The following is a 26,992-nucleotide window of genomic DNA, read 5'->3' on the forward strand; positions in this document are numbered from 1 at the left end:
GACCGAGCCCGCGGCTCCCTGCGCAGCCTCGCTGGTCGTTGAGCGAGCGGAGCGAGACGAAACGCGGTGAGCGCCCGTGCGACCTCAGCCCCGCGGAGCCGCGGTCGTCGTGCCCTCGCGGAAGCGGCAGGTCAGGTGCTGGGTGATGCCTGGTTCGCCGCGGAGCATCCGCGCGACCTGCTCGCCCGCCGCACGCCCCTTCTCGACGGCGGGCTGCACGCTCGTGGTGAGCACGGGCCCGCCGAGCCCGTCGACGGCGATGCCGTCGAAGCCGGCGACGGAGAGGTCCTCCGGTACTCGCAGCCCCAGCTCCTCGGCGGCGCGGATCACTCCGACGGCGAGCAGGTCGCTCTGGGCGAGCACGGCTGTCGGGCGGCTCTCGGCGTCGGCGAGCAGCATCCGTCCGACCAGGAGACCTTCGTCGATCAGGCTGCCGGATGCCGAGATCGCCGGCGCGTCGGGGAAGACCGACCTCATGCCGGCGAGGCGGTCGATCGTGACGTCGACCGTCGCGGTGCTGATCCGCTGCGGGGTCACCGGGAGTCGGTCGCGCGCGGTGTCGAGTGGGAGGGTGACCAGGGCCACGTCCTCATGCCCGAGCTCCCGCACGTGGCGGGCGACCGCGGCGGCGGCATCCGCGTTGTCGAGCGTGATCCGCGGGATGCCCTCTCCGGCATCCCCCTCGATCACGACGACGGGAAGACCCCGGCCGCGCACGATGTCGAGCGAGGCGCGGGTGCGCCCTGAGCATCCGATGAGCACCACGGCGTCGACCGGCGCGTTCGCCAGCGGAGACCCGTCGCTCTCGCCCGGATCGTCGCGCATGAGCAGGATGCCCGCGCTGAGGTCGGCGAGGCCGTCGGTCAGTCCGTCCATCATGGCGGTGGTGACCGGGTCGAGGAAGGCCGCACGCAGATGCCCCTCGAGCACGACGGCGACGATGCCGCTGCGTCCCCTCCGCAGGGAGGCGGCACGCGGATCGGGGCCCGCGTAGCCGAGCTCGGCGGCGGCGGCGAGCACGCGCTCGCGCGTCCCCGCCGAGACCTTGGCCTTGCCGCTGAAGACGACGGAGGCGGTGGATGTCGCGACGCCGGCCTCGCGCGCGACGTCGGCGATCGTCGCTCGTCGCGGGCTGTCCTGACTGCTCATACTTCGAGGATACCTCCCCTGGTTTCGCGGGATCGAATCGATTCGATAGAGTGTCCGGCATGGACACCGCCCTCACTCGCCCCCAGTTCGTGCGCTGGCGCGCCGCGATCTTCGCGATCTTCCTCGCGAGCGGCCTGTCGATCGCGACCTGGGCCTCTCGCGTGCCCGACATCAAGCTCGCCCTCGACATCGACAACGCCCAGATGGGGCTGCTGCTGCTCGGCATGGGCGTCTCGTCGATCATCGGCATCTCGACGAGTCCCGCCGTCATGGCGCGCACCGGTGCGCGGGTCGGGATGCTCGCGACGATGCTCACGTTCGCGGTCGGGCTGACGCTGGTCGGCGTGGGCACGAACGTGATGGGCTCGGCGCCCATGGTCGTCATCGGCCTCGTGCTGTTCGGGTTCGGCAACGGCTCCCTCGACGTCATGATGAACGTCGAGGCCACGGCCGTCGAGCAGCAGATGGGCAAGACGATCCTCCCGGTGTTCCACGCCTTCTTCAGCTTCGGGACGGTGATCGGAGCGGGTCTCGGCGCCCTCGCCGTGCACCTCGGCGCGAACGTGTCGATGCACTCCTTCGTCGTCGCCGGCGTCATCGCCGTCCTGGCTGTCGTGTGCTTCGCGAACGTCCCCGTGCGCGAAGCCGCGCTCGACCCGTCTCCCGCGGAGAAGCCGCACTGGCGCGAGCGGATGCACGTGGCGCTGGAGGCCTGGCGCGAACCGCGCACCTACGCGCTCGGCGTCGTGATGCTGGGCATGTCCTTCGCCGAGGGCGGGGCCAACGACTGGCTCGCGCTCGGCGTCTCCGAAGACCACGGCGCCGGTCCCGCCGCCGGCGCCGCCGCCCTCGCCACCTTCTCGGTCGCGATGACGGTGGTCCGACTCTTCGGCGGTCCGCTGGTCGACCGCTTCGGCCGGGTCATCGTGCTGCGCATCCTCGCGATCACGGCGGCGGGCGGCATCCTGCTCTTCATCCTCGCGCCGAACACGCCCCTGGTCTTCGTGGCTGCGGCGCTGTGGGGCATCGGGGCGTCCCTCGGGTTCCCTCTCGGCATGTCGGCGGCGGCCGACGACCCCGCCAAGGCCGCGGCACGCGTGAGCGCCGCCGCGACGATCGGCTACATCGCCTTCCTCGGTGGCCCCCCGGTGCTCGGATTCATCAGCGAGCACGTCGGGCTGCTGAACACCCTGTACATCCTCGTGGTGCTCGCCGCGCTCTCCGGTCTCTTCTCGGCGGCGGCGCGGCCGCTCCGCGCCGACGAGATGACCGAGCCGGAGAAGCAGGGCTAGCGCAGGACGCCGCCAGGGAGCGAGCGCTCCCCGGCGGGCGTGCGCTGCGGACTACGCCTCGAGAACGCTGTCCGATCGGGCGCCGACCTCGACGGCGACCACCGCGACGACCGCCCCGGCGGCGACCAGCGCGACGGCCCAGAGTCCGGGGGCGAGGATGCTCGCCGCGATGACGATCACCCCGACGAGCACGGTGACGTTGCCGGCGACGGTGAGCGAACGGCGAAGCGTGAGCCACCAGACGGAGAGGAAGTACAGGCCGACGGGCACGCTGAGCATCGCCGCGGCCGCCTGGTGGGCGAGGTCGGAGTCGCCGCCGACCTGATCGACGGCGATCTCGATCCCCGCGGAGAAGGCCCCCGCCGCCGCGAAGATCACGTAGTGGAAGTAGCCGAAGGCGAGGCTGGACCGCAGCCCCGCGATGTGCTCGTGGTGCTCGCGGGCGAAGTAGACCCACCACATCGCCGCGGCGATGACGAGTCCGGATCCGGCGATGACGAGCAGCGCGTCGATGTGATGCCCCGTGTCGATGGCGTCGACGACCGCACTCGCGGAGGCCAGGATCGACTCCCCGAGAAGGATGAGGGTGAACAGGCTGTAGCGCTCGGCGATGTGTCCGGGGTTCCACGGTGCGGGCTTGCGCGACTCCGCCCACACGGGGATCGCGATCTCCGCCGCCGCGAGGAGGAAGAAGGCGGCGAACCCCACGGCATCCGGGACGAAGAGGCGGATGATCCACAGGATCTGGACGATCACGATGGCGACCGCGTACCGCAACGCGGTGGAGCGGAGCGCGGCGTCGCTGGCCGCAGCGCGCAGCCACTGCCCGACGAGGGCGAGCCGCATGATGACGTATCCGATCGTGACGACGGTGAAGTCGTGCTCGCCCATCGCGGGCGCGGCTCCGGCGGCGAGGATCAGGACGCCCGCCATCTGCGCGATGGTCATCACCCGGTAGAGCCAGTCGTCGGTCGCGAAGGACGTCGCGAACCACGTGAAGTTCATCCACGCCCACCAGATCGCGAAGAACACCATCAGGTAGCCGAGCACACCGGTGCCCGCGTGCCCCTCCGCCTCCAGGTGATGGAGCTGCGCGGAGGAGAACGACACCGCGACGACGAACACGAGGTCGAAGAACAGCTCGAGCGAGCTCGCGGCCCTGTGCGGCTCGTTCGGGTCTCGCGGTCGCATGCGCGACAGCCCGATGCGGGCGAGGAATGCTGATCCGGTGCGGTCCGTCGACATGTTCACTCGATTCGTGCGTGAGGGACGAGGGTGTTCAGCCCTCGCGGATGGTCATGGAGGCGATCTTGCTTCCGTTCAGGGCGAAGCGGAACGACGAGGGTCCGTTCGCGAAGGAGCTGCGCCAGTCGCCGATCACGGTCACCGTCGCGCCTTCGACGCTGACGCTCTCGGCCGTGAAGGTGCCGTGCGCACCGAGGAGTTCGCGGTCGCTCCACGTCTTGATGGCGTCCAGCCCGTGGTACCTGGTGCCCCAGTCGTCGACGAAGGCGTCGAGCGTGAAGGCGCAGATGAAGGCGTCATGGTCCTGCCCGTTGACGGCGGTGAGGAAGGAGGCGATGGGCTCCGGAATTCGAGGGGTCGTCATGGGGTGCTCCAGTTCTCTGATCCGGCGGATGCCGTTGCGTCTGGTCCACTCCGCTCATCACGATCGGAACGGCCAGCGCGCTTACAAGGAGAAGGAGCGAGGAGGCTCCCGAAAGTGATGCGCACACCATCCGTAGAAATACGGTTACCCCGCCGCGGACGGCTTGTTACGGTGGCCGCGGGGAGTCACCCTCTCCACTCGACACGAACCGATTCTTGGAGGAAAACATGTGCAGAGACACACGCTGGGGCTTCGCCTTCGGACTTCTCGGCTGGGCGATCATTCACGACTACTGCCTCTACAGCTGATCCCGCCGCTTCTCGGACAGGGCGCTGCGCCGAGCGAGCCCGAGAGCCATCAGAACGAAGAGCCCTCGCCTGCACCGGTGGGGGCTCTCTGCTCGGCGAGGGAGCTCGACACGTCCGGACGTCGACGGGTGGATCCATCGCGGATGCAGGTCACGGCCGTCGCCGGTCGCCGTCGCGCACGAGAGCGGCGGCGTGAGAGCGACTGCGGGCGCCCAGCTTGGCGAGCACGCTCGACACGTGCGTCTTCACGGTCGGCACGCTGATCCCCAGCCGCTGGGCGAGCTGGGCGTTGGACCACCCCTGGAGGATGCCGTCGAGCACCTCCTGCTCGCGCGACGTCAGCTCGGGCAGCGCAGGGGTCGCGATGGCCGACGGACTCCCCACGCCCTGCGCCGCCGCGGCGAGCGCACGTCGCGTCACCCGGGGGTCGAGCGCCCCTTCACCCGCGGCGACCGCACGGACCGCGGCGACGAGAGACGACGCATCCACGGTCTTGAGCAGGAACCCGGCCGCCCCTGCCCTGATCGCCCCGAACACCAGCTCGTCCTCATCGAAGCTCGTCAGCACCAGAACGTCGCTCAGGCCCTGCCCCACGATCTCGCGTGTCGCGGAGACGCCGTCGCGCCCCGGCATCCGGAGGTCCATGAGCACCACGTCGGGGCGCAGGGCTGCGGCGTTGCGCACCGCCACGTCTCCGTCGGCGGCCTCACCCACCACGCGGATGCCGTGCGACTCGAGCATGATGCGCAGGCCCGCGCGGATCGCACCGTGATCGTCGGCGAGGAGCACGGTCGGGGCGCTCATACCGGCCTCGCGGGCAGCTGCGCCTCGACGAGCCAGCCGCCGTCGTGCGGCCCCGCGGAGAACCTGCCGCCCAGCGCCTCCACCCGCTCGGCGAGCATGCTCAGGCCCCAGCCGCCGCCCTCGTAGCCGGCCGCGACGAGGGGCGCGCCGCCCCGGGACTCCACGCGCACCGCGATCACGGCATCCCTCTCCTCCATCGTCACATCGACCTCCGCGCCTCCGGCGTGACGCAGGCAGTTCGACAGCGCCTCGCGCACGACGCGCACCACGGCCTGCTCGGTGGGACCCGTCAGCGTCGTCACGCCGTCTGCCGACACCCGCACCCGGAGTCCCGCGCGGCGCGCATCGTCGGCGAGCGCCTCGACATCGGCCAGCCGGGGCGTCGGCGAGAGCTCTCCGTCGCCCCTCCGCAGCACGGCGATCATCGAGCGCAGCGCTCCGTGGGCATCGATGCCGGCATCCCGCACCGCCTGCAGCGCCGCACGATCGGCCCTCTCGTCGGCCGGCGTCGACAGCGCGGCCTCCGCCCTGATCGCCATGGCCAGCACGTGACCGGCGACGACGTCGTGGAGCTCCTTCGCCATGGTCTCCCGCTCGCGCAGCACGGCCTCCGCACGATCCCGCACCGCCGCGGCCGCCGCCTCCTCTGCGCGCTGGCGGTGGAGGTCGGCGAGCTCGTTCGCCTGCGACACGGCGACCGCCCACCAGTAGTCGGTGCCGACGAAGGCCCCGAACTGGACCGCCACCAGGAACGCCGTGGGGGCGGACGCCTCCGACACGAGGAGCGCGACCACGAAGAGCACCACGACGCTGAGGATCATGGCGATGAGGATCCTGCGCCGCGCCCGCGGGGAGGCCATGAACGCCGCCGTCCACAGCACGTCGAGGAGCACGACGAGCGGGCCGAGCCCGCCGGTGGTGAACAGGTCGACCGCGAACACGACCGTCGCGGCGATCAGCGAGAGCCACGGAGCGCGGTGCTTGGTCAGGACGAGGATGCAGGCGGGGAGCGCCGTCGCCAGAGTCCACCAGGGAGAGGCATCCGCGGGGAGCACCGAGAAGATGCTCCAGATGCCGCTGAAACCGAGGAACGCGGCGAGCGCGCTGAGCAGGGCGATGAGGAGGGCGTCGACCGGCCGCCGATGCGACAGATACCACTCGCGGATGCCGCCGGCCCTCGCCTCCTCCATGCGTTCATGCAACCACGGCTGGCCGTTCCCCGCATCCGACCAAGGTATGAGGAGCGGCGGGTGCCACCGCGACCTTCGCCCGATCCGCGCGGGGGCGAGCGCGGAGAGGCTGGTCGCATGGAACTCTTCGGCGGACTCCCGCTCCCCCTCTCCCTGGCCCTTCTGGCGCTGATCGACGGGCTGAGCGTCGGCACGCTGCTCATCCCCGTGTTCCTCCTCCTCAGTCCGGGTCGCGTGCGGGCCGGACGCATCCTGCTCTACCTCGGCACCATCGCCGCGTTCTACCTCGTGGTCGGACTCCTCTTCCTCTGGGGCCTGGTCAACCTCGTCGACGTCGCCTCCGACTTCCTCTCCTCCTCGGCGGGGCTGATCGTGCGCCTCATCGTCGGCGCCGCGCTGCTCGTCGTCGCGTTCGCGATGCCGACCGGATCGAAGGCCCGCGAGGCCGCGTCGGCATCCACGGCCTCGGGCGCCACGGCATCCGACGCCACAGCATCCGGTACGGCACCCGGTACGGCATCCGGCGGTGCCGTATCCGCCGCGCGCACCGATCCGCTCACCCCTCCTCCCGCTGCTGCCGCTCCTCCCGCCGGCGGCGCCGTCCCCGCGCCCGCCCCGTCGTCCGGACGCATCACGCGATGGCGCGAGCGCCTGCTGGACCCTCGCACCCGAGGAACGGCGGTCATGGCGGTCGCGATCGCCGCGGGCCTCGTGGAGGTCGCGACGATGCTCCCCTACATCGTCGCGATGACGATGCTCGCGGATGCCGGCGTGAGCACGCCGTTCCGCGTGCTCGCGCTGGTGGGCTACTGCGCGCTCATGGTCGCCCCCGCCGTCGTCCTCCTCGTGCTGCGCATGGTGGCCGCCCCTCTGGTGCAGCGGCCTCTCGAGCGCTTCGCCGCGTGGATGGAGCGCACCGGCGCCGAGAACACCGCCTGGATCCTCGGCATCATCGGCTTCCTGATCGCACGCTCCGCCGCGACGGAGCTCGGGATCTTCGAAGCGATCGGGACCATGCTCGACCGGTGACCGTCCCCGACGGTCCGGCGCGACCGGACGCGGTCGCGACGAAGTAGGCTCGACGGGTGCGTCTCGTCATCGCCCGCTGCTCCGTGGACTACACCGGGCGGCTCAATGCTCATCTCCCTCTCGCCACGCGCCTCCTGGTGCACAAGGGCGACGGGAGTCTGCTCGTGCACTCCGACGGCGGCAGCTACAAGCCGCTGAACTGGATGAGCCCGCCGTGCTCGCTCTCGCCCGAGGAGCCCGGTGAGGAGGAGGCCAGCGCGGGTGTCGTCGAGGTCTGGCGCGTCACGCACAAGAAGACCGGCGACGCGCTGCGCGTGCAGATCTACGAGATCCTCCACGACTCGAATCACGACCTCGGCATCGACCCCGGTCTGCAGAAGGACGGCGTCGAGGCGGATCTGCAGCGGCTCCTCGCCGAGCAGGTCGAGCTCGTGGGCGAGGGGACCACGCTCGTGCGGCGCGAGTATCCGACGGCGATCGGCCCCGTCGATCTGCTGGTCCGGGATGCCGAGGGCGCGGCCATCGCGATCGAGGTGAAGCGCCGCGGCGACATCGACGGCGTCGAGCAGCTCACCCGCTACCTCGAGCTGCTGGGCCGCGACCCGCACCTCGCCCCGATCACCGGCATCTTCGCCGCGCAGGAGATCAAGCCTCAGGCTCGCGTGCTCGCGGAGGATCGCGGCATCCGCTGCCTCGTCCTCGACTACGACGACATGAAGGGGATCGATTCGGGCGCGCCGCGCCTGTTCTGACCCTCTGCCTGCCGCATCGCGGTCAGGAGATCAACGCCCCTGTCCGTCCGGGCGCTCGGCGATGAACATCGACCGCTTGAGCTCCAGGACGTGCGCCCGCGCGGTCCGCGCGGCCCCGAGGGCATCCCCCTCTTCGATCGCCGCGAGGATGCGCCGATGCTCGTCGTTGCTGTCGCGCAGGTACGCGATCGGGTACGGCACGAAGTAGTCGTAGAGCTGGTCGGCGATGCGGCTGTGTTCGGCGAGAGCCCAGTCGAGACCCGAGGCCGCGGCGACAGCACGGTGGAACGCACGATCCGCGTCATGGAACTCCGCCCAGTCGCCGGCAGCCACCGCATCCTCCAGAGCCTGCGTCGCCTCGTCGAGCGCCCGTGCTCTCGCTCCGTCGCGCACGGTCCCTGCCGCCTCCGCCGCCAGGGCGGACTCGATCAGCGCGCGCTCGTCGATCAGCTGAATCACGGTCGACGTCCTGTCGCGGAATCCACGCACGGAGTCGTCCTCCTGCCACGTCCGCGGATCGATCGGGTCGCTCACGAACGTCCCCCCGCCCCTGCCGCGACGGCGCTCCAGGATCCCCTGGTCGGCGAGGGTGCCGAACACGCGCCGGAGGGTCATCAGGCTGACGTTCAGCGCCCGGGCCGTGCTCTCGTGCGGCGGCAACTGTTCGCCCGGCTTGAGCAGCCCCAGCTCGATCGCCAACAGGATCCGCGCACGCACCGCATCCGTCGCGCTGAGCGGCCGGACCCCGTCCAACGGGCCCGAGGTCAGGACGTCGCGCTCCGCTCGTTCGGTCATCGGCGCCCCTCTGTGTCGATCCGCGCCCGCATCGGATCCCGAGCACTTCCACCGAGGGTACGCCCGCGTCGCCGGGCCCGCCTAACCCTCCTGCCGCGCCTCCGCGAGCCGGTTGCCCCCGCCGAGCACGACCCCGAGGAGGAAGACCGTCGGCGGGAGGCAGGCGAGGAACACCGAGAGCCCGACGCTGCCGCCGGTCACGAGCGTGAAGTTCGACAGCACGACCCATCCGGCGGCGATCAATCCGATCACCGCGGCGGCGGGCACCAGCACCGTCGTGACGACGTGTCCCTCCCGCAGTGAGGGATGCCGACGGAAGAACACCAGGACCGCGATGCTCGTCATGAGCATGAGGAGCACCATCCCGACGGTCGCAACCCCCGCCATCGAGCCGAACACTCCGACGAGAGGCTCCACGCCTCCGATGATGAACGCCACCATGATGACCGTCGCCGTCACCGTCTGTACGAGCGACGACACCGCCGGCGAGTGGTGCCGCGGGTGCACGGTGCCCCAGCGCGCCGGGAGGACGCCCTTGCGCGACAGGGCGAACTGGTAGCGGGCGATGACGTTGTGGAACGAGAGCACGCAGGCGAAGAGGCTCGTCACGAGCAGCACCTGGACGATGTCCTGGACCAGCCAGCCGAGATAGCGACCGGTCATGTCGGTGAGCATGTTGGCCTCTCCCGCCAGCGTCGCCCTCGCGAGATCGACGATACCCTGCCGGCCCCCGCCCACGACCATCGCCCAGCACGACAGACAGTAGAAGACGCCGATGATGATGACGGCGAGGTACGTCGCCCGCGGGATCGTCCGCTCCGGATCCCGCGCCTCGTCTCGGAACACCGCGGTCGCCTCGAATCCGATGAACCCGGTCAGCGCGAACAGCACGGCGACCGAGAGCCCCGGTGCGAAGGCGTTCGCCGGGTCGAAGGTGTCCCATACAATTCCCTCCGCGCCTCCGGTCGCGAAGATGACGGTGTCGAGCACGATGACGACGCCGATCTCCAGGACCAGCGCGATGCCGAGGACCTTGGCCGACAGGTCGATGTGCCGATATCCGAGCACGGCGACGAGCGCGACGGCGGCGAGGGAGTAGACGCCCCAGGGGATCGACGGGCCGCCGAAGTGCTGCACCAGATCGTCCACCGCCCACCCGAGATAGCCGTAGATCCCCACCTGGATGGCGGTGTACGCGAGGAGCGACACGAACGCCGTCCCGAGACCGGTCCGACCGTCGATCCCCTTCGTGACATAGGAGAAGAACGCGCCGGCCTCCTTCACGTGCGGCGTCATCTTCACGAAGCCGACGGAGAACAGCAGCAGGACCACGGTCGCGATCACGAAACCCACGGGGGCGCCGATGCCGTTGCCCAGGCCGATCGCGATCGGAGCGTTGCCGCCGATCACCGTCAGCGGCGCGGCCGCGGCGATCACCATGAAGACGATCGAGCCGGTGCCGAGCCTGCCGCGGAGCCGGTGCTCCGTGGTCGTCTGATCTGCACTCATGAACTGTCCCTCTCGGTCGTGATCCGGGTGCGGATACCGGGCGTCCTGCCGGCTCCTTGGGGGTCGGGGGCGACGACGAGTCCTGGGCGCCGGTCCCGAAGATACGGATTGCGCGCCTGAGCGCTGCGCACCTCCGCCGGATCGATCCTGGCGAGGAGCAGCGCGCGCTCCTCCGGGCCGGCGGCGGCGAGGACGCGTCCGGAGGGGTCGACGATCGAACTCAGTCCGACGTAGTCCAGCTCCTTCTCGGAGCCGATGCGATTCGCGTAGGCCACGTACACCTGGTTCTCCCAGGCGCGGGTGCGGATGACGTGCTCCGCGATGAACTGGTACGGCGCCATCTGGGCCGTGGGCACCAGCACGACGTCCGCGCCGGCGGAGGCGAGCGCGCGGACCGTCTCGGGGAACTCCACGTCGTAGCAGATCAGCAGGCCGATCCTCACGCCGTGCAGCTCGACGATCGGACCGAGGGCGTCACCCGGCTCGAAGAGCGAGACATCCAGATCGCCGAAGAGGTGGGTCTTGTCGTAGCGCGCCACGACATCGCCGTGCTCCGACACCAGGACCGCCGAGTTGGAGATGCCCGCCGCAGCGGGCAGTCCCGTGCCGATGAGGAGCGCGATCCCCTCGCTCCTCGCGATGTCCCGGATGCCGTCGACGAGCTCGTCCCGCGCGACATCGGCCAGCTGCGCTCCCACGTTGTAGCCCGTGAGGTACATCTCGGGCGTCATGAGGAGCTGCGCACCCTGTGCCGCAGCATCCCGCGCCGCCTCGCGGATGAGACGGAAGTTCGCCTCGACGTCGGCGCCGACGCCCTCCGCCTGGAGCACGGCGACAGTGAGTCCGTTTGAATAGATCATTGCGAACACTTTAGCCACGCGTGGGCTTCCCGTCCAGAGTCAACCTCAGGCTCACGCCCAGGGCACTCGGCGAACGACGAGACTCCATCCACGGCCATCGGGGCAGAGAAGGTGCCCGTAGGCTGGAGACATGCCCCACTCCCCCTATTCCTGCGTGCTGTGGGACGTCGACGGCACCATCATCGACGCCTCGGTCGGCATCCTCCGCCGCCTGAACGTCGCGCTCACGCACTTCGGGCACCCGGCGCCGACGCGGGACGACCTGGTGCACTGGATCGGCCCGCCGATGTTCCAGTCCTTCCAGGTCCAGGCCGGCATGACCCCCGAGGAGTCCGCCGATGCCGTGGCCTTCTACCGCTCACTGGGCAAGGCCGACGGGTACACCACCGATGTCGCGACCTATCCCGACGTCCCCGAGATCATCCGCGAACTCCACGCCGCCGGGGTGCCGCAGGCGACCGCGAGCTCGAAGCCGGAGAACCAGGTCGACGCCCTCGTCGACCACTTCGACCTACGCCCGTACTTCCTCGCCACGGTGGGGGCGACGCCGGATGAGGCGACGCTGGCGTCCAAGGCCGACATCGTCGTCGAGGCACTGAAGCGGCTCCGTGAGCGCGGTGCCGACACCTCGCGCCCCGTGCTGATCGGCGATCGGCACCACGACGTCGAGGGCGGGAACGTCAACGGGGTGCCCGTGATCTTCGTCGAATGGGGCTTCAGCGACGAGCACGAGGGAGACGATGCCGCGTTCCGCGTGTCATCCCCCGACGAGCTGAAGGCCCTGCTGCTCGTCTGACTCCGGCGATACGACGCCCTCTCGAGTGGAGACGGTGCGCCGCCCGCTCGGAGGGAAACAGGCGCCCCCGTTCAGGAGGAGAACTCCGCCTCGGGAGGAGGAATCCGCGCCGATCCTCAGCCCGAACGCGCGAACTCAGCCCGAACGCGCGACCCGTAAGCCCCCAGAAAGCACACGACTCCCCGCCGGATGCCGCAAAAGCGGATCCGGTCGGGGAGTCGTCGAGTATTCCGGCCTCAGAGAGGACGGATGTTCTCGGCCTGCAGGCCCTTGGGGCCCTGCGCTACATCGAACTCGACGCGCTGGTTCTCGTCGAGCGAGCGGTAGCCGGATGACTCGATGGCGGAGTAGTGCGCGAAAACGTCAGCGCCGCCGTCGTCGGGGGAGATGAAGCCGAAGCCCTTCTCCGAGTTGAACCACTTGACCGTGCCCTGGGTGCTCATGTACTGCCTGTTCTGCTGATGAAGAAGCCGACGCAGGTATGCCCCGACATCGCTAACGCTAGTGGAGCAGCGGCTGAGCGGAAGGGCCGGGGTCACCCCGTAACAGAAATGTTGCACGAGCCGTCACACCGCGTCACAGAGGATCCGCGGAAAACTCGCCCGGAAAATTGTGTGGCCCTCACCGCGGGGGGAGCGATGAGGGCCGAAGACGACCGGAGGGTGCGTCAGAAATCAGCCTACCCCCTCCGAAGAGGTTTTGTCCCCCATTTGGGGGACATTCTCGAAAAATCTCAGCGGAACGATAGCGGCCCCCTCGAGCAGCCCATTGGGGACTGAACTACTCGAGAGGGCCCAATCGCATGCACGGACCGTCTTGCCTCTGGGGAAGGCTTCCCGTCTTCTGGGGAAAGACGGAGACGATCGATTCCCCTGTGCACGCACCTACACCATAGGGGACGGACGACGATCTCGCCATGACCCCGATACCGGTGAAAACGGACCTGGATTCCCCCTCGATGAAGGGGTACCCTGCGGACGCGACCGCCCATAAGATGTGGCCGTGCTGAGAGATTCCTCACCGCAGTTCCGCGAGGCGGGCGGCAACGCCGAGCGGCGAAGACTCGCGCTGATGCTGCGTGCCGCCATCATGCGCGGAGACTTCCCGGAGGGAAAGCTCCCTCGGGAGTTCGAGATCATGCGCGACTACGACGTCAGCCGCGCTGTCGTCCGAGACGTGCTGCAGCAGCTCAAGGAGACGGGCGTCGTCAGCCGCACCCACGGGGTGGGCACGCACGCCGACATCGGATCCGTCTTCGGCCTGTACGAGTTCCATGGCGTCGACGTCATCCCGGAGCAGTCGACCTATCCGCGCGTTGTCGATCGCACGATCATCCCCACACCTCCGGTGGCGAAGGAGCGGATGCCGGAAGCCGGCCCGCAGGTGCTGCGAGTCGAGTACCTCGCCGCCCCCGCCGACTATGCGAGCGCCGTCTCCACGAACTACTTCGCCCTGCCGAAGGCCGCGAGCCTCGAGACCGCGCCGTTCGGCCACAACATCTACCAGTTCCTCCACAACGGCGGACTGCGGCTCTCGTCCTCCGAGTTCCTGATCGGCGCGATGCTCGCGGACCAGTCGGTGGCCACGCGATTGAGCGTGCTGCCTGGTAGCCCGCTGCTGAGCCTGGAGCAGGTGATGTACGACGAAGACGGCGTGGCGTTGAGCTTCTCCACCGTGGCCCTGCGGGCAGACCGGGTCGCCTTCTTCTCCCGCGTCGGACGCTCGGACGGCGGCGATGCCCTCCGCCCCTTGAATGAGAGCGCGGTGCCCGACCTCGGTTTCGGCTGATCCGCGGAGACGCGGACGGCAACCGGCTCAGATCGCTGCTGCGCGCGTCCGTCGGCGCAGCCGCCCCTGACTGACCGCGATGCCGAGGATCACCACCACAGCTCCGGCCGGCTCGTTCCAGGAGATGTGCTCGCCCCGCACGAGGACGCCGAGAGCCACGCCGATCACCGGCGTGAGGTAGGTCACCGTGGATGCGTTGGTGGCACCCCACGCGGTCACGATGTTCGTGTTCCAGACGTAAGCCACGCCCGTCCCCAGAACGCCGAGGGCGAGCACGGCGACGATGACGGGGGCCGACAGATCGACCTCTCCGCGAGCGACGACCGGAGAGAGCACCAGCATCACCGCCGCTCCGAGACCGACCTGCACCGTTGCGACAGGTATCGCTCCGAGCCTGCGCGGCGTGACGAACCGACGGAGGTACACGAACGCGATGCCGTAGCTGAGGGTGGCGCCGAGACAGGCGAGCTGGGCGAGCACGGATCCGGCGCCGAGCCCCTCCCAGGGTGCGAGCACGACGACCACTCCGAGGAAGCCGATGAGGATCCCGAGCAGGGTCGTCCTGGTCGGACGCTCCTCACGGAGCGCGATCAGCGCCACCAGCATCGTCATCAGCGGGGTCGTGGCGTTGTAGATGCTCGCGAGACCGGAGGAGATGTCCTGCTGCGCCCACGCGAAGAGAAGGAAAGGGATGACGCACAGCAGGAGCGCCACCACGAGCAGGTGCGCCCAGATCATGCCCGGCGGCGGCAGTCGATGACGGCCGATGACGCAGACCGCCGCGAGCGCCAGCGCTCCGGCCACGAGCCGGCCGAGCACGACCTGCGCAGGGGAGAGCCCGGTCAGTGCGATGGCGACGAAGAGGAAGCTCGCACCCCAGGTGAGAGCCAACAGGATGAACTGCAGCAGCACGCCGCCGCGCCTGATCTGCGTGGCGCCCGTGGCTGCATCCGTGTTCGGCATCCGCTCTCCTCCGCATCGACGTCCCGCGTCGCTGCGTCCAGCCTGGACCGCTGCCGTGCGGAGCGCTGGCGGGTATCGGCCATCGCACCCGACGCTCGGCCTCCCGACGCTCGGCCTCCCGACGCTCCGGCAGCTCCCGTGCTCCGCCAGCCCCGCCAGGCCCGTTGCTCGTCTACCGAACTGCGGGACGCGGCCGCGCGATCGCCACGGCGATGGCGAGACCGCCGATCAGGACGGCGAAGGCGCCCCAAGGCAGCGCGGGCGCGCCCGGCGCCGAGGGGAGGGAGATCTGATCCGCCTCCGCCGTCTGCGCGTCGACGCGTTCGCCGCGGACCAGCAGCCGGTGGGTGTTGACCCCGGTGGGCGTGCAGGTCAGCAGGGTGACGTAGTCGTGCCCCGGCGACTGCCGCAGCAGATCGCCGTCGTCGGGGAGCACGGTCTTGATCTGGTCGACGCGGTAGACCAGCGTCTCGCCGGCGACGTCGATGGCGAACTCGTCGCCCAGGTCGAGCTCGTCGAGACGCGTGAACAGACTCGCCCCCGGGATCCCGGAGTGGCCGGTCAGCACGGAGTGCGTCCCCTCCCCGCCGACCGGGAGGCCGGAGCCGTACAGATGGCCGATCCCGTGTGCGAGGGTGTCTTCGTCTGTGCCGTGATAGATCGGCAGGTCCACCCCGATTCCCGGAATGCGGATGCGCGCCATCGGAGCTCCGGGGGCGAGCGAGAGCTGCTGCAGGTAGTCCGCGCGTCCGTCGTCGACGTCGTCTGCCCCGCCCTCCGCATTGAGCGTGTAGGGATCACGGAGCGGTCCGTCGGGAAGATGCTCGTTGTAGTCGCGGGCCGCGTCGATCATTCCGCCGAGCTCGGAGGAGGTCGAGTCGGATACCGCCTGCGCGTACCCGGAGACCGTGGACGCGTGGGTGAGGTCACTGATCCAGGTCGCTCCGGAGGGGTAGGCGATGAGGCCCGCACCCGCCATGACGATCACGGCGACGGCGACGCTCATCGGAGACCACCGACGCCCGACGGATGCACGCCGGGTGCGGCGCGTGAGCGGAGTCGCGTCCTGCGGTTCGGCGGTGACGATCATGAGGGAGCTCCGAAGTCGAGGCGGGGGCGACCCGATAGGCGGGTCGCCCCCGAGGACGGTTCGGTTCGAGCCGATCCATCCCAGAGGCGGGGGCGACCCGGGGAGGTGGGTCGCCCCCGAGGATGATCCGGTTCGAGCCGCATCATCCCCTGGAGAGGGGACAGCCGGGGAGAGGAAAGGCTGCCCCCTCGATGGCGGCGGTGTGGGGACTCCGCCGTCTCGGGTGGTCAGGCGTTACGACGACGCTTCACGACGAGGAACACGACACCACCGGCGATGAGGCCGATGCCGGCCAGGTAGAGCAGACCGGTGCCCGTGCCACCCGTGAACGGCAGCTGGAAGCCGCCGTTGTGCGGCACGTTGGTCACGGTCAGATCGATCCCCGCTGCCGTCGTGGCGGCGGTGACGGTGAACTCGATCGGAGCAGCGAGCAGCTCGTAGCCGCTCGGCGCCTGCACCTCGACGAGGTAGTACTGCAGGTAGCCGGCGTCACCCGGTGCGACCGTGGCTCCGTTGGCGAAGTCGCTGTACCGCAGACCCTCGATCGTGAGGGTGCCGTCCGCGTTCACGACCTCGAACTCGGTGTCCCCGTTCAGGGTGACCGGGTTCGTCTGCGCCGCGGCATCCGCCGCCGAGGTGAACACCTGGAAGACGGCGCCGGTGAGCGCCGCGCCGCCCTGACCGACCTTCGCGACGGTCAGGCCGCCCCAGCGGGTCTCGACCTCGGGGGTCGTGGTGGGTCCGCCGGGCTCGCCCGGGTCGATGTCGAAGCTGGCGGCGTTCGGGTAGACGAGCGCCTGGTTGGCGATCTCGCCCACCGCGTTCACCGTCGTGACGATGTCGACGACGACCTGCGTGGTGGTGTTCGCGGCGAGGATCGCGCGTCCTGCAGCGGTGAACTCGACCGTGACGGCGTTCGTCCCTGCGTCGTGGACGATCGTGTAGTCGGTGCCCTCGGCGATCGTGGTGCCGTCGGCGAGCGTGACCGTGGCGGCGACGTAGTCGAGCTTGGGGTCGAGCACGTCGACGATCTTGAAGCCGTCGATCGGGTTCGCGTTGGGGATGTCCGACGTGATCGTGAACGACACCTCATCGCCCAGCTGCACGGCATCCGCATCGTCGACGGTCTTGGTGGCCGTCGTGATCGCGTTCTTCGGGTAGACGTGCACGTCGTACAGCCAGTTGTCCCGGTTGTCGGGATCGGTCAGCGGCACCGAGACGAGGAACGGCGCCGACGGCGTCACGCCCGCGGGGAAGCTGGTCTCCTCGACGAGGTACAGGCCGACGGGGAGGCCGGTGAACGACGCCTGACCTGCGGCATCCGTCACCAGCGACGAGCCCGCCGCGAGCGTGTATCCCGCACCGGTGATCGACCCATCGGGATCTGCGGCGTCGAACACGCCCGACAGCGTCGAGGCGTTCGCCCAGCCGCTGTTGGTCGACAGGTCGATGCCGGTGACCTGCCGCGCCTGGAACTCGACCCCGGGGAGCGGGGTGAGGCCGGTGGTGTCCACCGCGGTGCCGTTGTTCGGCAGGCCGGTGGGGGTGTCGGGCGCTTCGAGCTTGTGCACGGTGATCGAGCCGGTGGCGTTCGGGTCGACCAGCGGCGCCGCTGCCGCCGGTGCCGCGAGGCCGAGCCCCAGGAGCACCGCGGCGGCGCTCGCTGCGAGGCCGACGCGGAGTCCGCGTCGTGCCGGATTCATGGTCTTCATGTTTCTTCCCCCTTGGGTCGGGTCTTGCGTTTCTCGGGTATTCGGGTGGGCGCGCATGTCACGCCCGGGGACCGCGTGAGGTGACGGCGAGTGCTCGTCGTCGTCGCGCGAGGTTGAGGGTGCCGGCGGTGGTGCCGGCGAGGAGGAGGGCGAGGCCGATCAGGTAGATCCAGGAATCGCCGGGCCCTCCGGCGTCGGGAAGGTCGAGAGCGGGAACGTCTTCGACACGGATCGTGCGGATGCCGTCCACATCCACCAGCTGCACGTTCGAGGAGACACCGGCGCCGAGCGTGATCGTGCCATCAGCGGCGACCGCGAACGGCACCCGCCCCGCCAGCAACGCGAACCCGTCCAGCGCCCGCGTCTCCTCCAACCAATACGTCCCCGCCGTCAACGTGACATCACGGAACAGACCCGTCACCGGAGTCCCACCCGACACCGCCGCCGGCACCGGATCCACCAGCGCCGTCCCCCCGGTCGCCGCGGAGAAGATCGCCCACGACGACCCATCCATCGGCACCACCGCACCCGTCGACGCCTCACCGACCTTCTGGACCTGCACCGGCGTCGGCGTCACCTGCGACGTCGTGCACGCCGACCCACACGGCTGCGGCGGCACAGGCTGACCCGGCGCACCCGCCGTTCCCGACACCACGTTCCGCAGCGTCGAAGACCAGGCATCCGAAGAGATCGTTACCCGATACGTCAGCATCGCCGTCGAGGATGCCGGCAGAGTGAACGACGCGGTCGTCAACTGGGTTCCCACCGGATTCGACACCACGACAGGGGGTCCTCCCGCGATGACCAGCTGCGCGGAACCCGCGACGAAGGTCGCGTCGTCGAGCACATCGGAGAGATCATCCGTCAGCACGGTCCCCGACACCGCCACCGCCGAGGTGTTCGTCGCCGTGACACGGTAGGTGATCACCTCACCGGGCTGCACTCTCGCGCCCGCAGCGAGCGGATCGGTGCCGCGCAGAGCTTGCTTCGCCAACGTCCAGGTCGGGATCGGGGTGTTCGTGAACACGCACACGATGTGGGATCCGGCCTGCGTCGCCGCCGGCATGGTCACGGTTCCACTGGCCCCGGTGCCGCTCGCGACGACGGCGTTCCCGTTGCTCGGGTTCCGGCATTCCCAGCTGCTCCGGTAGTTCGCGAGAACTGCTCCTCCTGACGGCGTCTCAGTGATCGTGTAGGTGCGTCCAGGAACTCCCACGATGGGACCTGCCGATGCGGCGGGAGCGGTCTGCAGGCCGGTCGAACTGCCGGTGGTCGTCCCCGTGTTGCCGGACGTGACGCCGTTGCCCGTGATGGTGACCGTGAACTGGTCGCCCGGTGCGTAGCGTCCGTCGAAGTTCTTGCGCAGGGTGAGCGTGCTGTTCAGAGTGCATGAGCTCAGATCGCTCACCAGAGTGTTCGCTGTGCCGTTCGGATTGAGGATGTTCGCGCTCGAGGACTGCGCCCCGGAGTTCGGATCGACCCGCGACAGCACCCTGTTCGCGCCGCTCGTGTGCTGGGTGTACAGGTAGCCATCGCTACCGAACGCGATTCCCTGGAACTGGGCCGACGCCGGTGCCGGATACGCGAGCACCCGAGCACCTACGAGGCTTCCGTCGCTCGGCGGTGCCTCCACGACCACCAGCTGATTCCCTGTCGCTCCGCTGCCCGTCGACATCACGATGAAAGCGCGCCCCACGCTGTCGAAAGCGAGATCGCCGTTCGCGCCCGATGCCACGCCTGGAGGGGCGGTCACCCGGAACTGCTGCCCCAGCGACGTGTTCGTCACCGGATCGAACGCGTAGAAGAAGTACTCGGTGCCGGTCACCCCACCCACGTAGAACAAGCCGTTGGTCGGGTTGATCGCCCCCATGAACAGATTCGCTGACACCCCGGGAATCGTCCCGAGGGTGGATGCCACGCCCGTCGTGGAGTCGAGGCGATACACGACCTTCGTCCCCGATTGGGTCGCCGTGTACGCGTACCTCCCGTCGGGCGTCAGCGCGAGGCTGTTCATCAGAGCGGAACCACCCGCAGGGAAGAACCCCTCCTGAACCGAAGCTCCCGTCGTGCGGTTGATCGCCAGGACTGCCCCGCTCGTGTTGAGGCCGTAGATCACATCAGCCGTGCACCGGAATCCGGTCGAGAAGGCCGCGGTCGTCGTGCTCTGATCGTTCGTCGGGTTGGGGTCCAGCTCGTTGCCGATCACTCGCGCCGAGTTCGTGAGCAGCCCTGTGGTGGCAGCCGCGACCGTGCCGTTCACCGTGATTGTCCTGGTCGCCCCGACGGCCAGTCCTGCGAGCGCGCACCGGAGGACACCGGCCGCAACCGTGCACCCTGCGGTCGGCGAAGAGCCTCCGGTCACACCGGCGGGGAGCGTGTCGGTCACCTGATAGCCGGAAGAGGCGCCGGGGCCGTTGTTCGTGACGGTGAGCGTGTAGGTGATCGCCGCACCTGCGGTGTAGACCGCCGGACCGGTCTTCACGATTCCGAGGTCGACATCGAGACCGGGTATCGCGGTGCCGTCGTTGTTGCCCGATGCCGGCCCCGTCGTGGTCGACACGAGGGTGAAGGTCGGCGTCGCCGCCGTCGGGTTGGCGATCGCGACCTGATAGATGATCCCGGTGGTGTTGTCAGACAGGCCGATGTTCCCGTTGCCATACACCCACTGCGCCCCGAACGCCGCGTTCACGCCCAGCCCCAACGCCCATGAGCTCACCTGACCCGTTGCGGGATTCATCCGGTAGATTCGGTCGGTCTGACTCACCCCCCAGAGGAAGCCGTCCTTCCAGACGATGTCGGAGAGGTTCGGAACGGCGGTCTGCAGAGTGATCCCGGTCGCGGTCCTCGTGGCCACGTTGATGGCGCCGATGTAGGTTCCTGCTCCCCCCGTGTAGCGCACGTAGAGCACCCCGGCCGTCGCGCCCTGCCCGAAGGTGCCCTCGTTGTAGATCTGACCGGCCGGGGGAGTCGCGAGACCGGAGATCGCACCGAGAGACGTGATCACCCCGCCCTGACCGATCCGGATCAGCGTCGTTCGGTTCGCCGTGTCCCGCTGGACCCCGTAGAGGTAGTTGTCGGTCGTGTTGAATCCGATCGCGTTGTAGCCGATCGCCGCCGTCGCGCCGATCGGAGTGAACCCGACGGACCCCGCCGTCTGCTGCGCGGCATAGAGCCTCGTGGGGACGTCCTGCGCGACGAAGACCGTGGGGATGTTCGGATCGAACGGGTCTCCCGGAGCGGCAGACGCCTGAAGCGGCCGCGACAGCGGCACGAACACCACAGACATGAGGATCGCGATCACGACGAGTGACAGCGGTCTCCGCCAGTTCCCCCGTCGGTCGAGATCCACGATGTCTCGTGATGCGCGCACGGTTCCTCCCCAGATTCGGCTCGCGTCGAGGGGCGTCAACCAGAGGACTCGGGTATCACGGGAACGCTCCCAGCGCGTACCAGGGAAAGCTAGTGAGCAGCCGGTGTCGAGCGACAAGGGGCTCTGTCTCGTTTTGGTTACGCCGGAGAAAGTACCGGAAACAAAAGCCGTCATCGCTCGTTCCGCCGATTCTGCAAGTCAGGGATTCCCTCAGTACTGGGGATTGCCGCACGCCTCTGCCGCTTCGATCGCACAAAGCCGGCGGTGGTGCCGGCGAGGAGGAGGGCGAGGCCGATCAGGTAGATCCAGGAATCGCCGGGCCCTCCGGCGTCGGGAAGGTCGAGAGCGGGAACGTCTTCGACACGGATCGTGCGGATGCCGTCCACATCCACCAGCTGCACGTTCGAGGAGACACCGGCGCCGAGCGTGATCGTGCCATCAGCGGCGACCGCGAACGGCACCCGCCCCGCCAGCAACGCGAACCCGTCCAGCGCCCGCGTCTCCTCCAACCAATACGTCCCCGCCGTCAACGTGACATCACGGAACAGACCCGTCACCGGAGAACCACCCGACACCGCCGCCGGCACCGGATCCACCAGCGCCGTCCCCCCGGTCGCCGCGGAGAAGATCGCCCACGACGACCCATCCATCGGCACCACGACCCCGGTCGACGCCTCACCGACCTTCTGGACCTGCACCGGCGTCGGCGTCACCTGCGACGTCGTACACGCCACCCCACACGGCTGCGGCGGCACAGGCTGACCCGGTTTGCCTGCGGTTCCGGACACCACGTTCGTCAGGGTCGCCGACCAGGCATCCGCCGCCACCGTCACCCGATACGTCAGCACCGCCGTCGTGCCGCCGGGCAGACCGAACAGACCCGTGACCAACTGCGTTCCCGCGGGGTCGGACACGGCGACGGGCGGGCCGCCCGCGATGACCAGCTGCGCGGAACCCGCGACGAAGCTCGCGTCGTCCAGCACTGCGGAGAGATCATCGGAGAGACGGGCCCCGTCGAGGATCGCGCCTGAGGTGTTGGTCGCCGTGACACGGTAGGTGATCACGTCTCCCGGCTGCACTGTCGCGCCGGTCGCCAGCACCTCGGCGCCTCGAAGCGCCTGCTTCGCGAGCGTCCAGCTGGGGAGCGCGACGTTCGTGAACACGCACGTCACGTGCGAGCCCGCTGCCGAACCCGCCGGCATCGTGACGGTTCCCGTGGTACCGGTGCCGCTGGCCACGAGCGCACCCCCGTTGCGCGTGTCGACGCACTCCCACCGGGTTCGGTAGTTCGCCGCCACTGCTCCGCCACTGGGCGTCTCGGTGATCGTGTAGGTACGCGCAGGCACTCCCACGACAGGGCCCGCCGACGAGGCGGGAGCGGTCTGCAGTCCGGTCGAGGCGCCCGAGGTGGTGCCGGTGTTTCCGAGAGCGGTGCCGTTGCCCGTGATCGTGACCGTGAACTGGTCGCCGGGTGCGTACCGACCGTCGATGTTCTTCTGCAGGGTCAGGGTGTTCCCGAGGCTGCAGGAGGCGAGGTCGTTGACGAGGGTGTTGGCCGTTCCGTTCGGGTTGAGGATGTTCGCACTCGACACCACCGCACCGGAGTTCGGATCGATGCGGGTCAGCACCCGGTTCGTCGCCGTCGTGTGCTGCGTGTAGAGGTATCCGTCGGACCCGAACGCGGCCCCCTGGAACGCCGCCGTCGCCGGGGAGAGGTTCGCGAGCAGCCGCGTCGTCGCGACCGTGCCGTTCGTGGGCACCGTCTCGATCACCAGCAGCTGGTTCGCCGTCGCCGTCCCGGTGCCCGACGACGACACCACCGACGCCCGCCCCAGACTGTCGAACGTCAGATCGCTGTACACGAAGCCTGTGATCGGAGACGGGATGCGGAACCGCTCCCCCAGAGAGGTCCCCGTCACCGGATCGAACGCGTAGAACACGTACTGCGAGCCCGAGTTCCCCCCGACGTAGTACATACCGTCAACTGGGTTCACCGCCCCCATGAACAGGTTCGTCGCCGACGCCTGCGGAATCGACCCCAGCACCGCCGCCAGACCCGTCGTCGTGTCGTACCTGTAGACGTTCTTCGTCCCCGTCTGCGCGACGGCATACGCGTACCGTCCATCCGCCGACAACCCCAGACCGTTCAGCACGATCGACGCACCCGCGGGGAAGTATGCCTGCTGGGTGGACGCACCCGTGAGTCGATTGATGCCGAGCACTTCGCCCGAGGCGTTCAGGCCGTAGACCACATCGGACGTGCAGGAGAACGGCGCGACCACGAACGTCACCGCAGCGCAGGCCGGAAGGTCGATGCCCAGATGGGCGGTGATGTTCGCGGCGCAGTTGCTGTAGGTCCCGGCGGTGTTCGAAGTGACATCCAGGGTGATGGTGCACGACGCCTGCCCGGCGTTGAGCCTCCCGTTCGACACGACGACGGATGACGTCCCTGCGGCCGCGGCGACAGTCGCGGTGCACGTGCCCCCCACGTTCGCGGGCGAACGCACGACCAGGCCGGCGGGGAGAGAATCCGTGAACGACCAGCCGACCTTCTCCGCGAGCTCACTGGTGTTGGTGACCGTGAGCGTCAACGTGGACGCGCCGCCCGTCGGAACGGATGCCGGACTGAACGACTTGTCGAGCTGCGGGGTCACGTCCAGCACGCGGATGTTGTCGAACGCGCCGTCATTGCCGATCCCATTGCCCTGGACGTTGCGCATGGTGATGCCGAGAGTGGCGCTCGTGTAGAGCATCGAGCCGTTCGCCGGGAAGCGACCGTAGCTGACGGAGCCGCCGAAGGCGGTCGTGGTCAGCCGTCGCGAGTCCGTGCAGGGGTTGATGGCCGAGCTGGAGACCGGTGTCTCAGTGCCTGCCGCATTCGTCAGGTAGAACCGGAGCGACGGCTGGTTGCCGGCGCCGCAGTTGGTCGCGGCCGCATCCACAGAGAAGGTGACGAACCGTCCGTTCGACGGCACCGAGAGCTGAGAGCTGATGAACTGGCGGGCATTGGCCGGACCGTTCGAGGACGTGTTGCTCGATACCGCGCGGTTGGTCGTCGAGTTCTGCGGACTGTTCAGCAGCCCGAGGGCTGCAGCCTTGCGCTGCACCTCCGTCCACTCCGCCGGGCGGCCTCCGCAGACGCTTCCGCCGGGGAACGCATCCGTCTGGCTCAGGATGAAGCCGTTGCACGCGGTGGCGTCGAGCCAGAACGGATCGGCCGAATAGGTCGCTCCGGACGCGGAGACGTAGTTCTCGAGCTCTGTGACTCCCGCGCCCTGCTGGAAGTCCTCCTGGAAGAGGACGGCAGGTGCGCCGGGCACTCCCGGCGAGCCCGGCGCGGCCGATGCGGTCTGGGTTCCGCTCATCACGTCGACCACGCCGAAGAACGTGGCCAGCATCGCCACCACGACCACCGCGGCACTGGCACGGGTGGTGCGTGAGCGACGGATGCCGGCGCTGCCGACGGGGCCTCTCAACGGGTTCACGAGCGTCCTCCCCAGAACGGTGCGGCAGAGCCTTCGACCCTCGGGTGGGTCGGAGTCGGGTCCTCTGCGATCGCAAGGGAAAGCTAGCGACGGCTGTCGTCTCGCCACCAGAGTGCCGGGGTTGCGCTAGCGTTGCGCCTCTCGGAAGCCCGAGATTTCAAGGACCTGATCGACGTTCCGCCGTTTTCGACCAGGCGTGGTTCCCCCAGTTCGAGGGGGTTGCGTTCGTTGCGCCGGTCATGCGCTGGTGCTCCGTCGGCGGCTCCGCAGCGGCCCGAGTAGCCTGGTGCGGTGACCATGCTGAACAAGGACATGACGCTGTGCATCTCGCTCTCGGCGCGTCCGAGCAACAACGGGACCCGGTTCCACAACTTCCTGTACGAGGAGCTCGGCCTCAACTGGATCTACAAGGCGTTCGCGCCCACCGATCTCGCTCAGGCGATCGCAGGAGTCCGCGGCCTCGGCATCCGCGGCTGCGCGATCTCGATGCCCTACAAGGAGGACGTGATCGCGCTCGTCGACCGCATGGACGCATCGGCGACGGCCATCGACTCGGTGAACACGATCGTGAACGACGACGGCGTGCTCACCGCGTACAACACCGACTACTCCGCGATCGCCCAGCTCATCGAGCGCAATGCCCTCGACCCGGACTCGTCCGTTCTGCTGCGGGGTTCGGGCGGGATGGCCAAGGCCACGGCGGCCGCCTTCCGCGACGCGGGCTTCTCCCGCGTGACGATCGTCGCCCGCAACGAGCAGAACGGGCGGGCCCTGGCCGACCTCTACGGCTTCGCGTGGACGGCGGATGCCGCAGCCGCCACGGCCGACGTCATCGTGAACATCACGCCCATCGGCATGGCCGGAGGCGCCGAGGAGCACTCGCTGTCGTTCACCGAGGAGCAGATCGCCGCGGCATCCGTGGTCTTCGACGTGGTGGCGCTGCCCGCTGACACTCCGCTCGTGAAGGCGGGGCGCGCCGCGGGCAAGACGGTGATCAGCGGTGCGGAGGTCGCGACCCTGCAGGCGCTCGAGCAGTTCGTGCTCTACACCGGCATCCGCCCGACACCCGCGCAGGTGCAGGCGGCCGAGGAGTTCATGCGAGCGCAGTAGCACCCCGGGGAGCGACTGTTCAGGTCGCGAACCTGGTCGCGATTCGAGCCGATTCGCGACCAGATTTGCGACCTGAACGAGCGCGGCGGCGAGCAGCGTCCAGGTGCAGCTCGAGTCGGAGGACGAGTGGTCAGGCTGCGACGGTGCGCAGGGTCGCGGTGGTGGCCGACGGGGTGGAGGAGCGCGCGGTGAGGGCGGCGATAGCCATCACGACGAGGCCGGATGCCGTGATCGCGGCGCCGATCCAGATGGGCGAGGTGTAGCCGAGACCCGCCGCGATGCCGAGGCCGCCCGCCCAGGCTCCCAGCGCGTTGCCGACGTTGAAGGCCCCGATGTTGGCTCCGGAGGCCAGCGTGGGCGCCCCGCCGGCGTACTGCATGATGCGGCTCTGGAGTCCGGGAACCGTGCCGAAGCCGAAGGCCCCGAGGAGCACGAGGACGGCGATCGTGGCCGGCTGCGACCAGGCGAGCAGCGCGAAGGCGACCAGCACGACGAGGAGAGCGGCGGTGAAGCCGAGGAGAGTGCGGTCGATGGAGCGGTCGGCGAGCCGGCCTCCCACGACGTTGCCTACGACGAGGCCGACGCCGAAGAGCACGAGCAGCCACGGCACGGCGGATGCCGCGAAGCCGGTGACCCCTGTGAGCGTGTAGGCGATGTAGGTGAAGGCGCCGAACATGCCCCCGTAGGCGAGCACGGTGACGGTGAGCGAGAGCCAGACCTGTCCGGAGCGGAAGGCGCGGAGCTCGTGCCGCAGGCTCACGGTCGCCCCGCCGGCACGCGGGACGGTGACGAGAGCGGCGATGCCGGCGAACGCGAGGATGCCGATGGCGGAGATCGCCCAGAACGTCGCCCGCCACCCGAACTGCTGGCCGATGAAGGTGCCGAACGGCACGCCGAAGACGTTGGCCGCGGTGAGTCCGGTGAACATGATCGCGATGGCGCGCGCCTTCTTGTCCGGGGCGACGAGGTCGGCGGCGACGACCGAGCCGATGCCGAAGAACGCTCCGTGGCACAGGGCGGCGATGATGCGGCCGATCATGGCGGTCGTGTAGTCGGGTGCGAGGGCCGTGAGCGCGTTGCCGGCGATGAAGAGGACGACCAGTCCGAGCAGCACCGGCTTGCGGGGCAGCCTCGTGGTCGCGGCCGTCAGGCCGAGGGCTCCGACGACCACGCTCAGCGCGTAGCCGGAGATGAGCCAGCCCGCGGTGGCCTCGGTCACGCCGAAGCTCGCTGCGACCTCGGGGAGGAGGCCCATGATCACGAACTCGGTGAGTCCGATTCCGAAGGCGCCGATGGCGAGTGCGATGAGTCCGAGTGGCATGGGGTGCTCTCTGCTAAAGTAGTTGCGTACGCGGGATATTGCGTTGCGAGCACTAATCAT

Annotated in this window: 21 protein-coding genes; 6 read left to right on the forward strand and 15 right to left on the reverse strand. The window is 69.2% G+C overall.

Translation table 11 applies throughout. The features are described 5' to 3' along the window. Positions 1 to 84: 84 nt before the first annotated feature. Positions 85 to 1,149, reverse strand: coding sequence for a LacI family DNA-binding transcriptional regulator (locus tag ACFVRO_RS03390; protein WP_386949253.1), 1,065 nt, complete (start codon positions 1,147 to 1,149; stop codon positions 85 to 87). A 59-nt stretch (positions 1,150 to 1,208) separates the two neighbouring features. On the opposite strand from ACFVRO_RS03390, the gene ACFVRO_RS03395 reads away from it, so the two are divergent. After that, entirely contained in the window at positions 1,209 to 2,441 is a 1,233-nt protein-coding gene (locus ACFVRO_RS03395; protein ID WP_386949255.1) for an MFS transporter, read from the forward strand. A 51-nt stretch (positions 2,442 to 2,492) separates the two neighbouring features. On the opposite strand, the gene ACFVRO_RS03400 is transcribed toward ACFVRO_RS03395, so the two are convergent. From ACFVRO_RS03400 to ACFVRO_RS03415, 4 genes are all read right to left on the reverse strand, one after another. After that, the gene (locus ACFVRO_RS03400; protein WP_386949257.1) at positions 2,493 to 3,686 is read right to left on the reverse strand and encodes a low temperature requirement protein A; all 1,194 of its coding nucleotides are present in this window, start codon (positions 3,684 to 3,686) and stop codon (positions 2,493 to 2,495) included. A 34-nt stretch (positions 3,687 to 3,720) separates the two neighbouring features. Beyond that, a complete protein-coding gene (locus ACFVRO_RS03405; protein ID WP_386949259.1) occupies positions 3,721 to 4,050 on the reverse strand; it encodes a nuclear transport factor 2 family protein in 330 nt (109 codons plus the stop codon). A 458-nt stretch (positions 4,051 to 4,508) separates the two neighbouring features. Continuing rightward, on the reverse strand, positions 4,509 to 5,162 hold the full coding sequence (locus ACFVRO_RS03410) for a response regulator (RefSeq protein ID WP_386949262.1): 654 nt from the start codon (positions 5,160 to 5,162) through the stop codon (positions 4,509 to 4,511). Continuing rightward, positions 5,159 to 6,352, reverse strand: a complete 1,194-nt coding sequence (locus ACFVRO_RS03415) for a sensor histidine kinase (protein ID WP_386949264.1) — start codon at positions 6,350 to 6,352, stop codon at positions 5,159 to 5,161. Before ACFVRO_RS03415 ends, ACFVRO_RS03410 begins: the two co-directional genes overlap by 4 nt. Before the next feature lie 117 nt (positions 6,353 to 6,469). Between ACFVRO_RS03415 and ACFVRO_RS03420 the strand changes: the two genes are divergently transcribed. Continuing rightward, positions 6,470 to 7,381, forward strand: coding sequence for a GAP family protein (locus ACFVRO_RS03420; RefSeq protein WP_386949267.1), 912 nt, complete (start codon positions 6,470 to 6,472; stop codon positions 7,379 to 7,381). Positions 7,382 to 7,437: 56 nt separating this feature from the next. Beyond that, positions 7,438 to 8,133 carry an endonuclease NucS gene (nucS, locus tag ACFVRO_RS03425; RefSeq protein ID WP_105673469.1) on the forward strand — a complete coding sequence of 232 codons (696 nt, stop codon included), beginning with the start codon at positions 7,438 to 7,440 and terminating at the stop codon, positions 8,131 to 8,133. Between the two features lie 30 nt (positions 8,134 to 8,163). On the opposite strand, the gene ACFVRO_RS03430 is transcribed toward nucS, so the two are convergent. From ACFVRO_RS03430 to ACFVRO_RS03440, 3 genes are all read right to left on the reverse strand, one after another. Beyond that, positions 8,164 to 8,928: a GntR family transcriptional regulator gene (locus tag ACFVRO_RS03430; protein WP_386949270.1), complete on the reverse strand. Its 765-nt coding sequence runs from the start codon at positions 8,926 to 8,928 to the stop codon at positions 8,164 to 8,166. Between the two features lie 81 nt (positions 8,929 to 9,009). Continuing rightward, positions 9,010 to 10,437 (reverse strand): APC family permease, encoded by a 1,428-nt coding sequence (locus ACFVRO_RS03435; RefSeq protein ID WP_386949273.1) that lies wholly within the window; start codon positions 10,435 to 10,437, stop codon positions 9,010 to 9,012. Further along, positions 10,434 to 11,297, reverse strand: coding sequence for a carbon-nitrogen hydrolase family protein (locus tag ACFVRO_RS03440; protein ID WP_386949276.1), 864 nt, complete (start codon positions 11,295 to 11,297; stop codon positions 10,434 to 10,436). The genes ACFVRO_RS03435 and ACFVRO_RS03440 overlap by 4 nt, the downstream gene beginning before the upstream one ends. 130 nt (positions 11,298 to 11,427) lie before the next feature. Between ACFVRO_RS03440 and ACFVRO_RS03445 the strand changes: the two genes are divergently transcribed. Next, entirely contained in the window at positions 11,428 to 12,093 is a 666-nt protein-coding gene (locus ACFVRO_RS03445; protein WP_386949279.1) for an HAD hydrolase-like protein, read from the forward strand. Between the two features lie 236 nt (positions 12,094 to 12,329). On the opposite strand, the gene ACFVRO_RS03450 is transcribed toward ACFVRO_RS03445, so the two are convergent. Further along, positions 12,330 to 12,536 (reverse strand): cold-shock protein, encoded by a 207-nt coding sequence (locus tag ACFVRO_RS03450; protein WP_046014597.1) that lies wholly within the window; start codon positions 12,534 to 12,536, stop codon positions 12,330 to 12,332. A 559-nt stretch (positions 12,537 to 13,095) separates the two neighbouring features. On the opposite strand from ACFVRO_RS03450, the gene ACFVRO_RS03455 reads away from it, so the two are divergent. Continuing rightward, the gene (locus tag ACFVRO_RS03455; protein WP_386949282.1) at positions 13,096 to 13,881 is read left to right on the forward strand and encodes a GntR family transcriptional regulator; all 786 of its coding nucleotides are present in this window, start codon (positions 13,096 to 13,098) and stop codon (positions 13,879 to 13,881) included. A 27-nt stretch (positions 13,882 to 13,908) separates the two neighbouring features. On the opposite strand, the gene ACFVRO_RS03460 is transcribed toward ACFVRO_RS03455, so the two are convergent. The 5 genes from ACFVRO_RS03460 to ACFVRO_RS03480 form a co-directional block, all read right to left on the reverse strand. Further along, the gene (locus tag ACFVRO_RS03460; RefSeq protein ID WP_386949285.1) at positions 13,909 to 14,844 is read right to left on the reverse strand and encodes a DMT family transporter; all 936 of its coding nucleotides are present in this window, start codon (positions 14,842 to 14,844) and stop codon (positions 13,909 to 13,911) included. 172 nt (positions 14,845 to 15,016) lie between these two features. Next, a complete protein-coding gene (locus tag ACFVRO_RS03465) occupies positions 15,017 to 15,934 on the reverse strand; it encodes a class C sortase (RefSeq protein ID WP_386949288.1) in 918 nt (305 codons plus the stop codon). A 227-nt stretch (positions 15,935 to 16,161) separates the two neighbouring features. After that, positions 16,162 to 17,646, reverse strand: coding sequence for a SpaH/EbpB family LPXTG-anchored major pilin (locus ACFVRO_RS03470; RefSeq protein WP_386949290.1), 1,485 nt, complete (start codon positions 17,644 to 17,646; stop codon positions 16,162 to 16,164). Between the two features lie 58 nt (positions 17,647 to 17,704). Continuing rightward, a complete protein-coding gene (locus ACFVRO_RS03475; protein ID WP_386949292.1) occupies positions 17,705 to 21,016 on the reverse strand; it encodes a DUF6923 family protein in 3,312 nt (1,103 codons plus the stop codon). A 170-nt stretch (positions 21,017 to 21,186) separates the two neighbouring features. Next, the gene (locus ACFVRO_RS03480; protein ID WP_386949295.1) at positions 21,187 to 24,501 is read right to left on the reverse strand and encodes a hypothetical protein; all 3,315 of its coding nucleotides are present in this window, start codon (positions 24,499 to 24,501) and stop codon (positions 21,187 to 21,189) included. Between the two features lie 291 nt (positions 24,502 to 24,792). Here ACFVRO_RS03480 and ACFVRO_RS03485 point away from each other — a divergent pair, with 291 nt between their 5' ends. Continuing rightward, positions 24,793 to 25,611 (forward strand): shikimate 5-dehydrogenase, encoded by an 819-nt coding sequence (locus ACFVRO_RS03485; RefSeq protein ID WP_386949298.1) that lies wholly within the window; start codon positions 24,793 to 24,795, stop codon positions 25,609 to 25,611. A 130-nt stretch (positions 25,612 to 25,741) separates the two neighbouring features. Here the strand turns inward: ACFVRO_RS03485 and ACFVRO_RS03490 are convergent, their stop codons facing one another. Beyond that, positions 25,742 to 26,932, reverse strand: coding sequence for an MFS transporter (locus tag ACFVRO_RS03490; protein ID WP_386949300.1), 1,191 nt, complete (start codon positions 26,930 to 26,932; stop codon positions 25,742 to 25,744). Positions 26,933 to 26,992: the final 60 nt, after the last annotated feature.

This window comes from Microbacterium sp. NPDC057944 (assembly GCF_042887445.1).
In the GTDB taxonomy this organism is placed as follows: Bacteria; Actinomycetota; Actinomycetes; order Actinomycetales; family Microbacteriaceae; genus Microbacterium; species Microbacterium natoriense.

Excerpts from the sequence above, each read along its gene's own strand:
- ACFVRO_RS03390 (WP_386949253.1), bottom strand. The coding sequence starts at position 1,149 with ATGAGCAGTCAGGACAGCCCGCGACGAGCGACGATCGCCGACGTCGCG.
- ACFVRO_RS03395 (WP_386949255.1), top strand. The coding sequence starts at position 1,209 with ATGGACACCGCCCTCACTCGCCCCCAGTTCGTGCGCTGGCGCGCCGCG.
- ACFVRO_RS03400 (WP_386949257.1), bottom strand. The coding sequence starts at position 3,686 with ATGTCGACGGACCGCACCGGATCAGCATTCCTCGCCCGCATCGGGCTG.
- ACFVRO_RS03405 (WP_386949259.1), bottom strand. The coding sequence starts at position 4,050 with ATGACGACCCCTCGAATTCCGGAGCCCATCGCCTCCTTCCTCACCGCC.
- ACFVRO_RS03410 (WP_386949262.1), bottom strand. The coding sequence starts at position 5,162 with ATGAGCGCCCCGACCGTGCTCCTCGCCGACGATCACGGTGCGATCCGC.
- ACFVRO_RS03415 (WP_386949264.1), bottom strand. The coding sequence starts at position 6,352 with ATGGAGGAGGCGAGGGCCGGCGGCATCCGCGAGTGGTATCTGTCGCAT.
- ACFVRO_RS03420 (WP_386949267.1), top strand. The coding sequence starts at position 6,470 with ATGGAACTCTTCGGCGGACTCCCGCTCCCCCTCTCCCTGGCCCTTCTG.
- ACFVRO_RS03430 (WP_386949270.1), bottom strand. The coding sequence starts at position 8,928 with ATGACCGAACGAGCGGAGCGCGACGTCCTGACCTCGGGCCCGTTGGAC.
- ACFVRO_RS03435 (WP_386949273.1), bottom strand. The coding sequence starts at position 10,437 with ATGAGTGCAGATCAGACGACCACGGAGCACCGGCTCCGCGGCAGGCTC.
- ACFVRO_RS03440 (WP_386949276.1), bottom strand. The coding sequence starts at position 11,297 with ATGATCTATTCAAACGGACTCACTGTCGCCGTGCTCCAGGCGGAGGGC.
- ACFVRO_RS03445 (WP_386949279.1), top strand. The coding sequence starts at position 11,428 with ATGCCCCACTCCCCCTATTCCTGCGTGCTGTGGGACGTCGACGGCACC.
- ACFVRO_RS03450 (WP_046014597.1), bottom strand. The coding sequence starts at position 12,536 with ATGAGCACCCAGGGCACGGTCAAGTGGTTCAACTCGGAGAAGGGCTTC.
- ACFVRO_RS03460 (WP_386949285.1), bottom strand. The coding sequence starts at position 14,844 with ATGCCGAACACGGATGCAGCCACGGGCGCCACGCAGATCAGGCGCGGC.
- ACFVRO_RS03465 (WP_386949288.1), bottom strand. The coding sequence starts at position 15,934 with ATGATCGTCACCGCCGAACCGCAGGACGCGACTCCGCTCACGCGCCGC.
- ACFVRO_RS03470 (WP_386949290.1), bottom strand. The coding sequence starts at position 17,646 with ATGAAGACCATGAATCCGGCACGACGCGGACTCCGCGTCGGCCTCGCA.
- ACFVRO_RS03490 (WP_386949300.1), bottom strand. The coding sequence starts at position 26,932 with ATGCCACTCGGACTCATCGCACTCGCCATCGGCGCCTTCGGAATCGGA.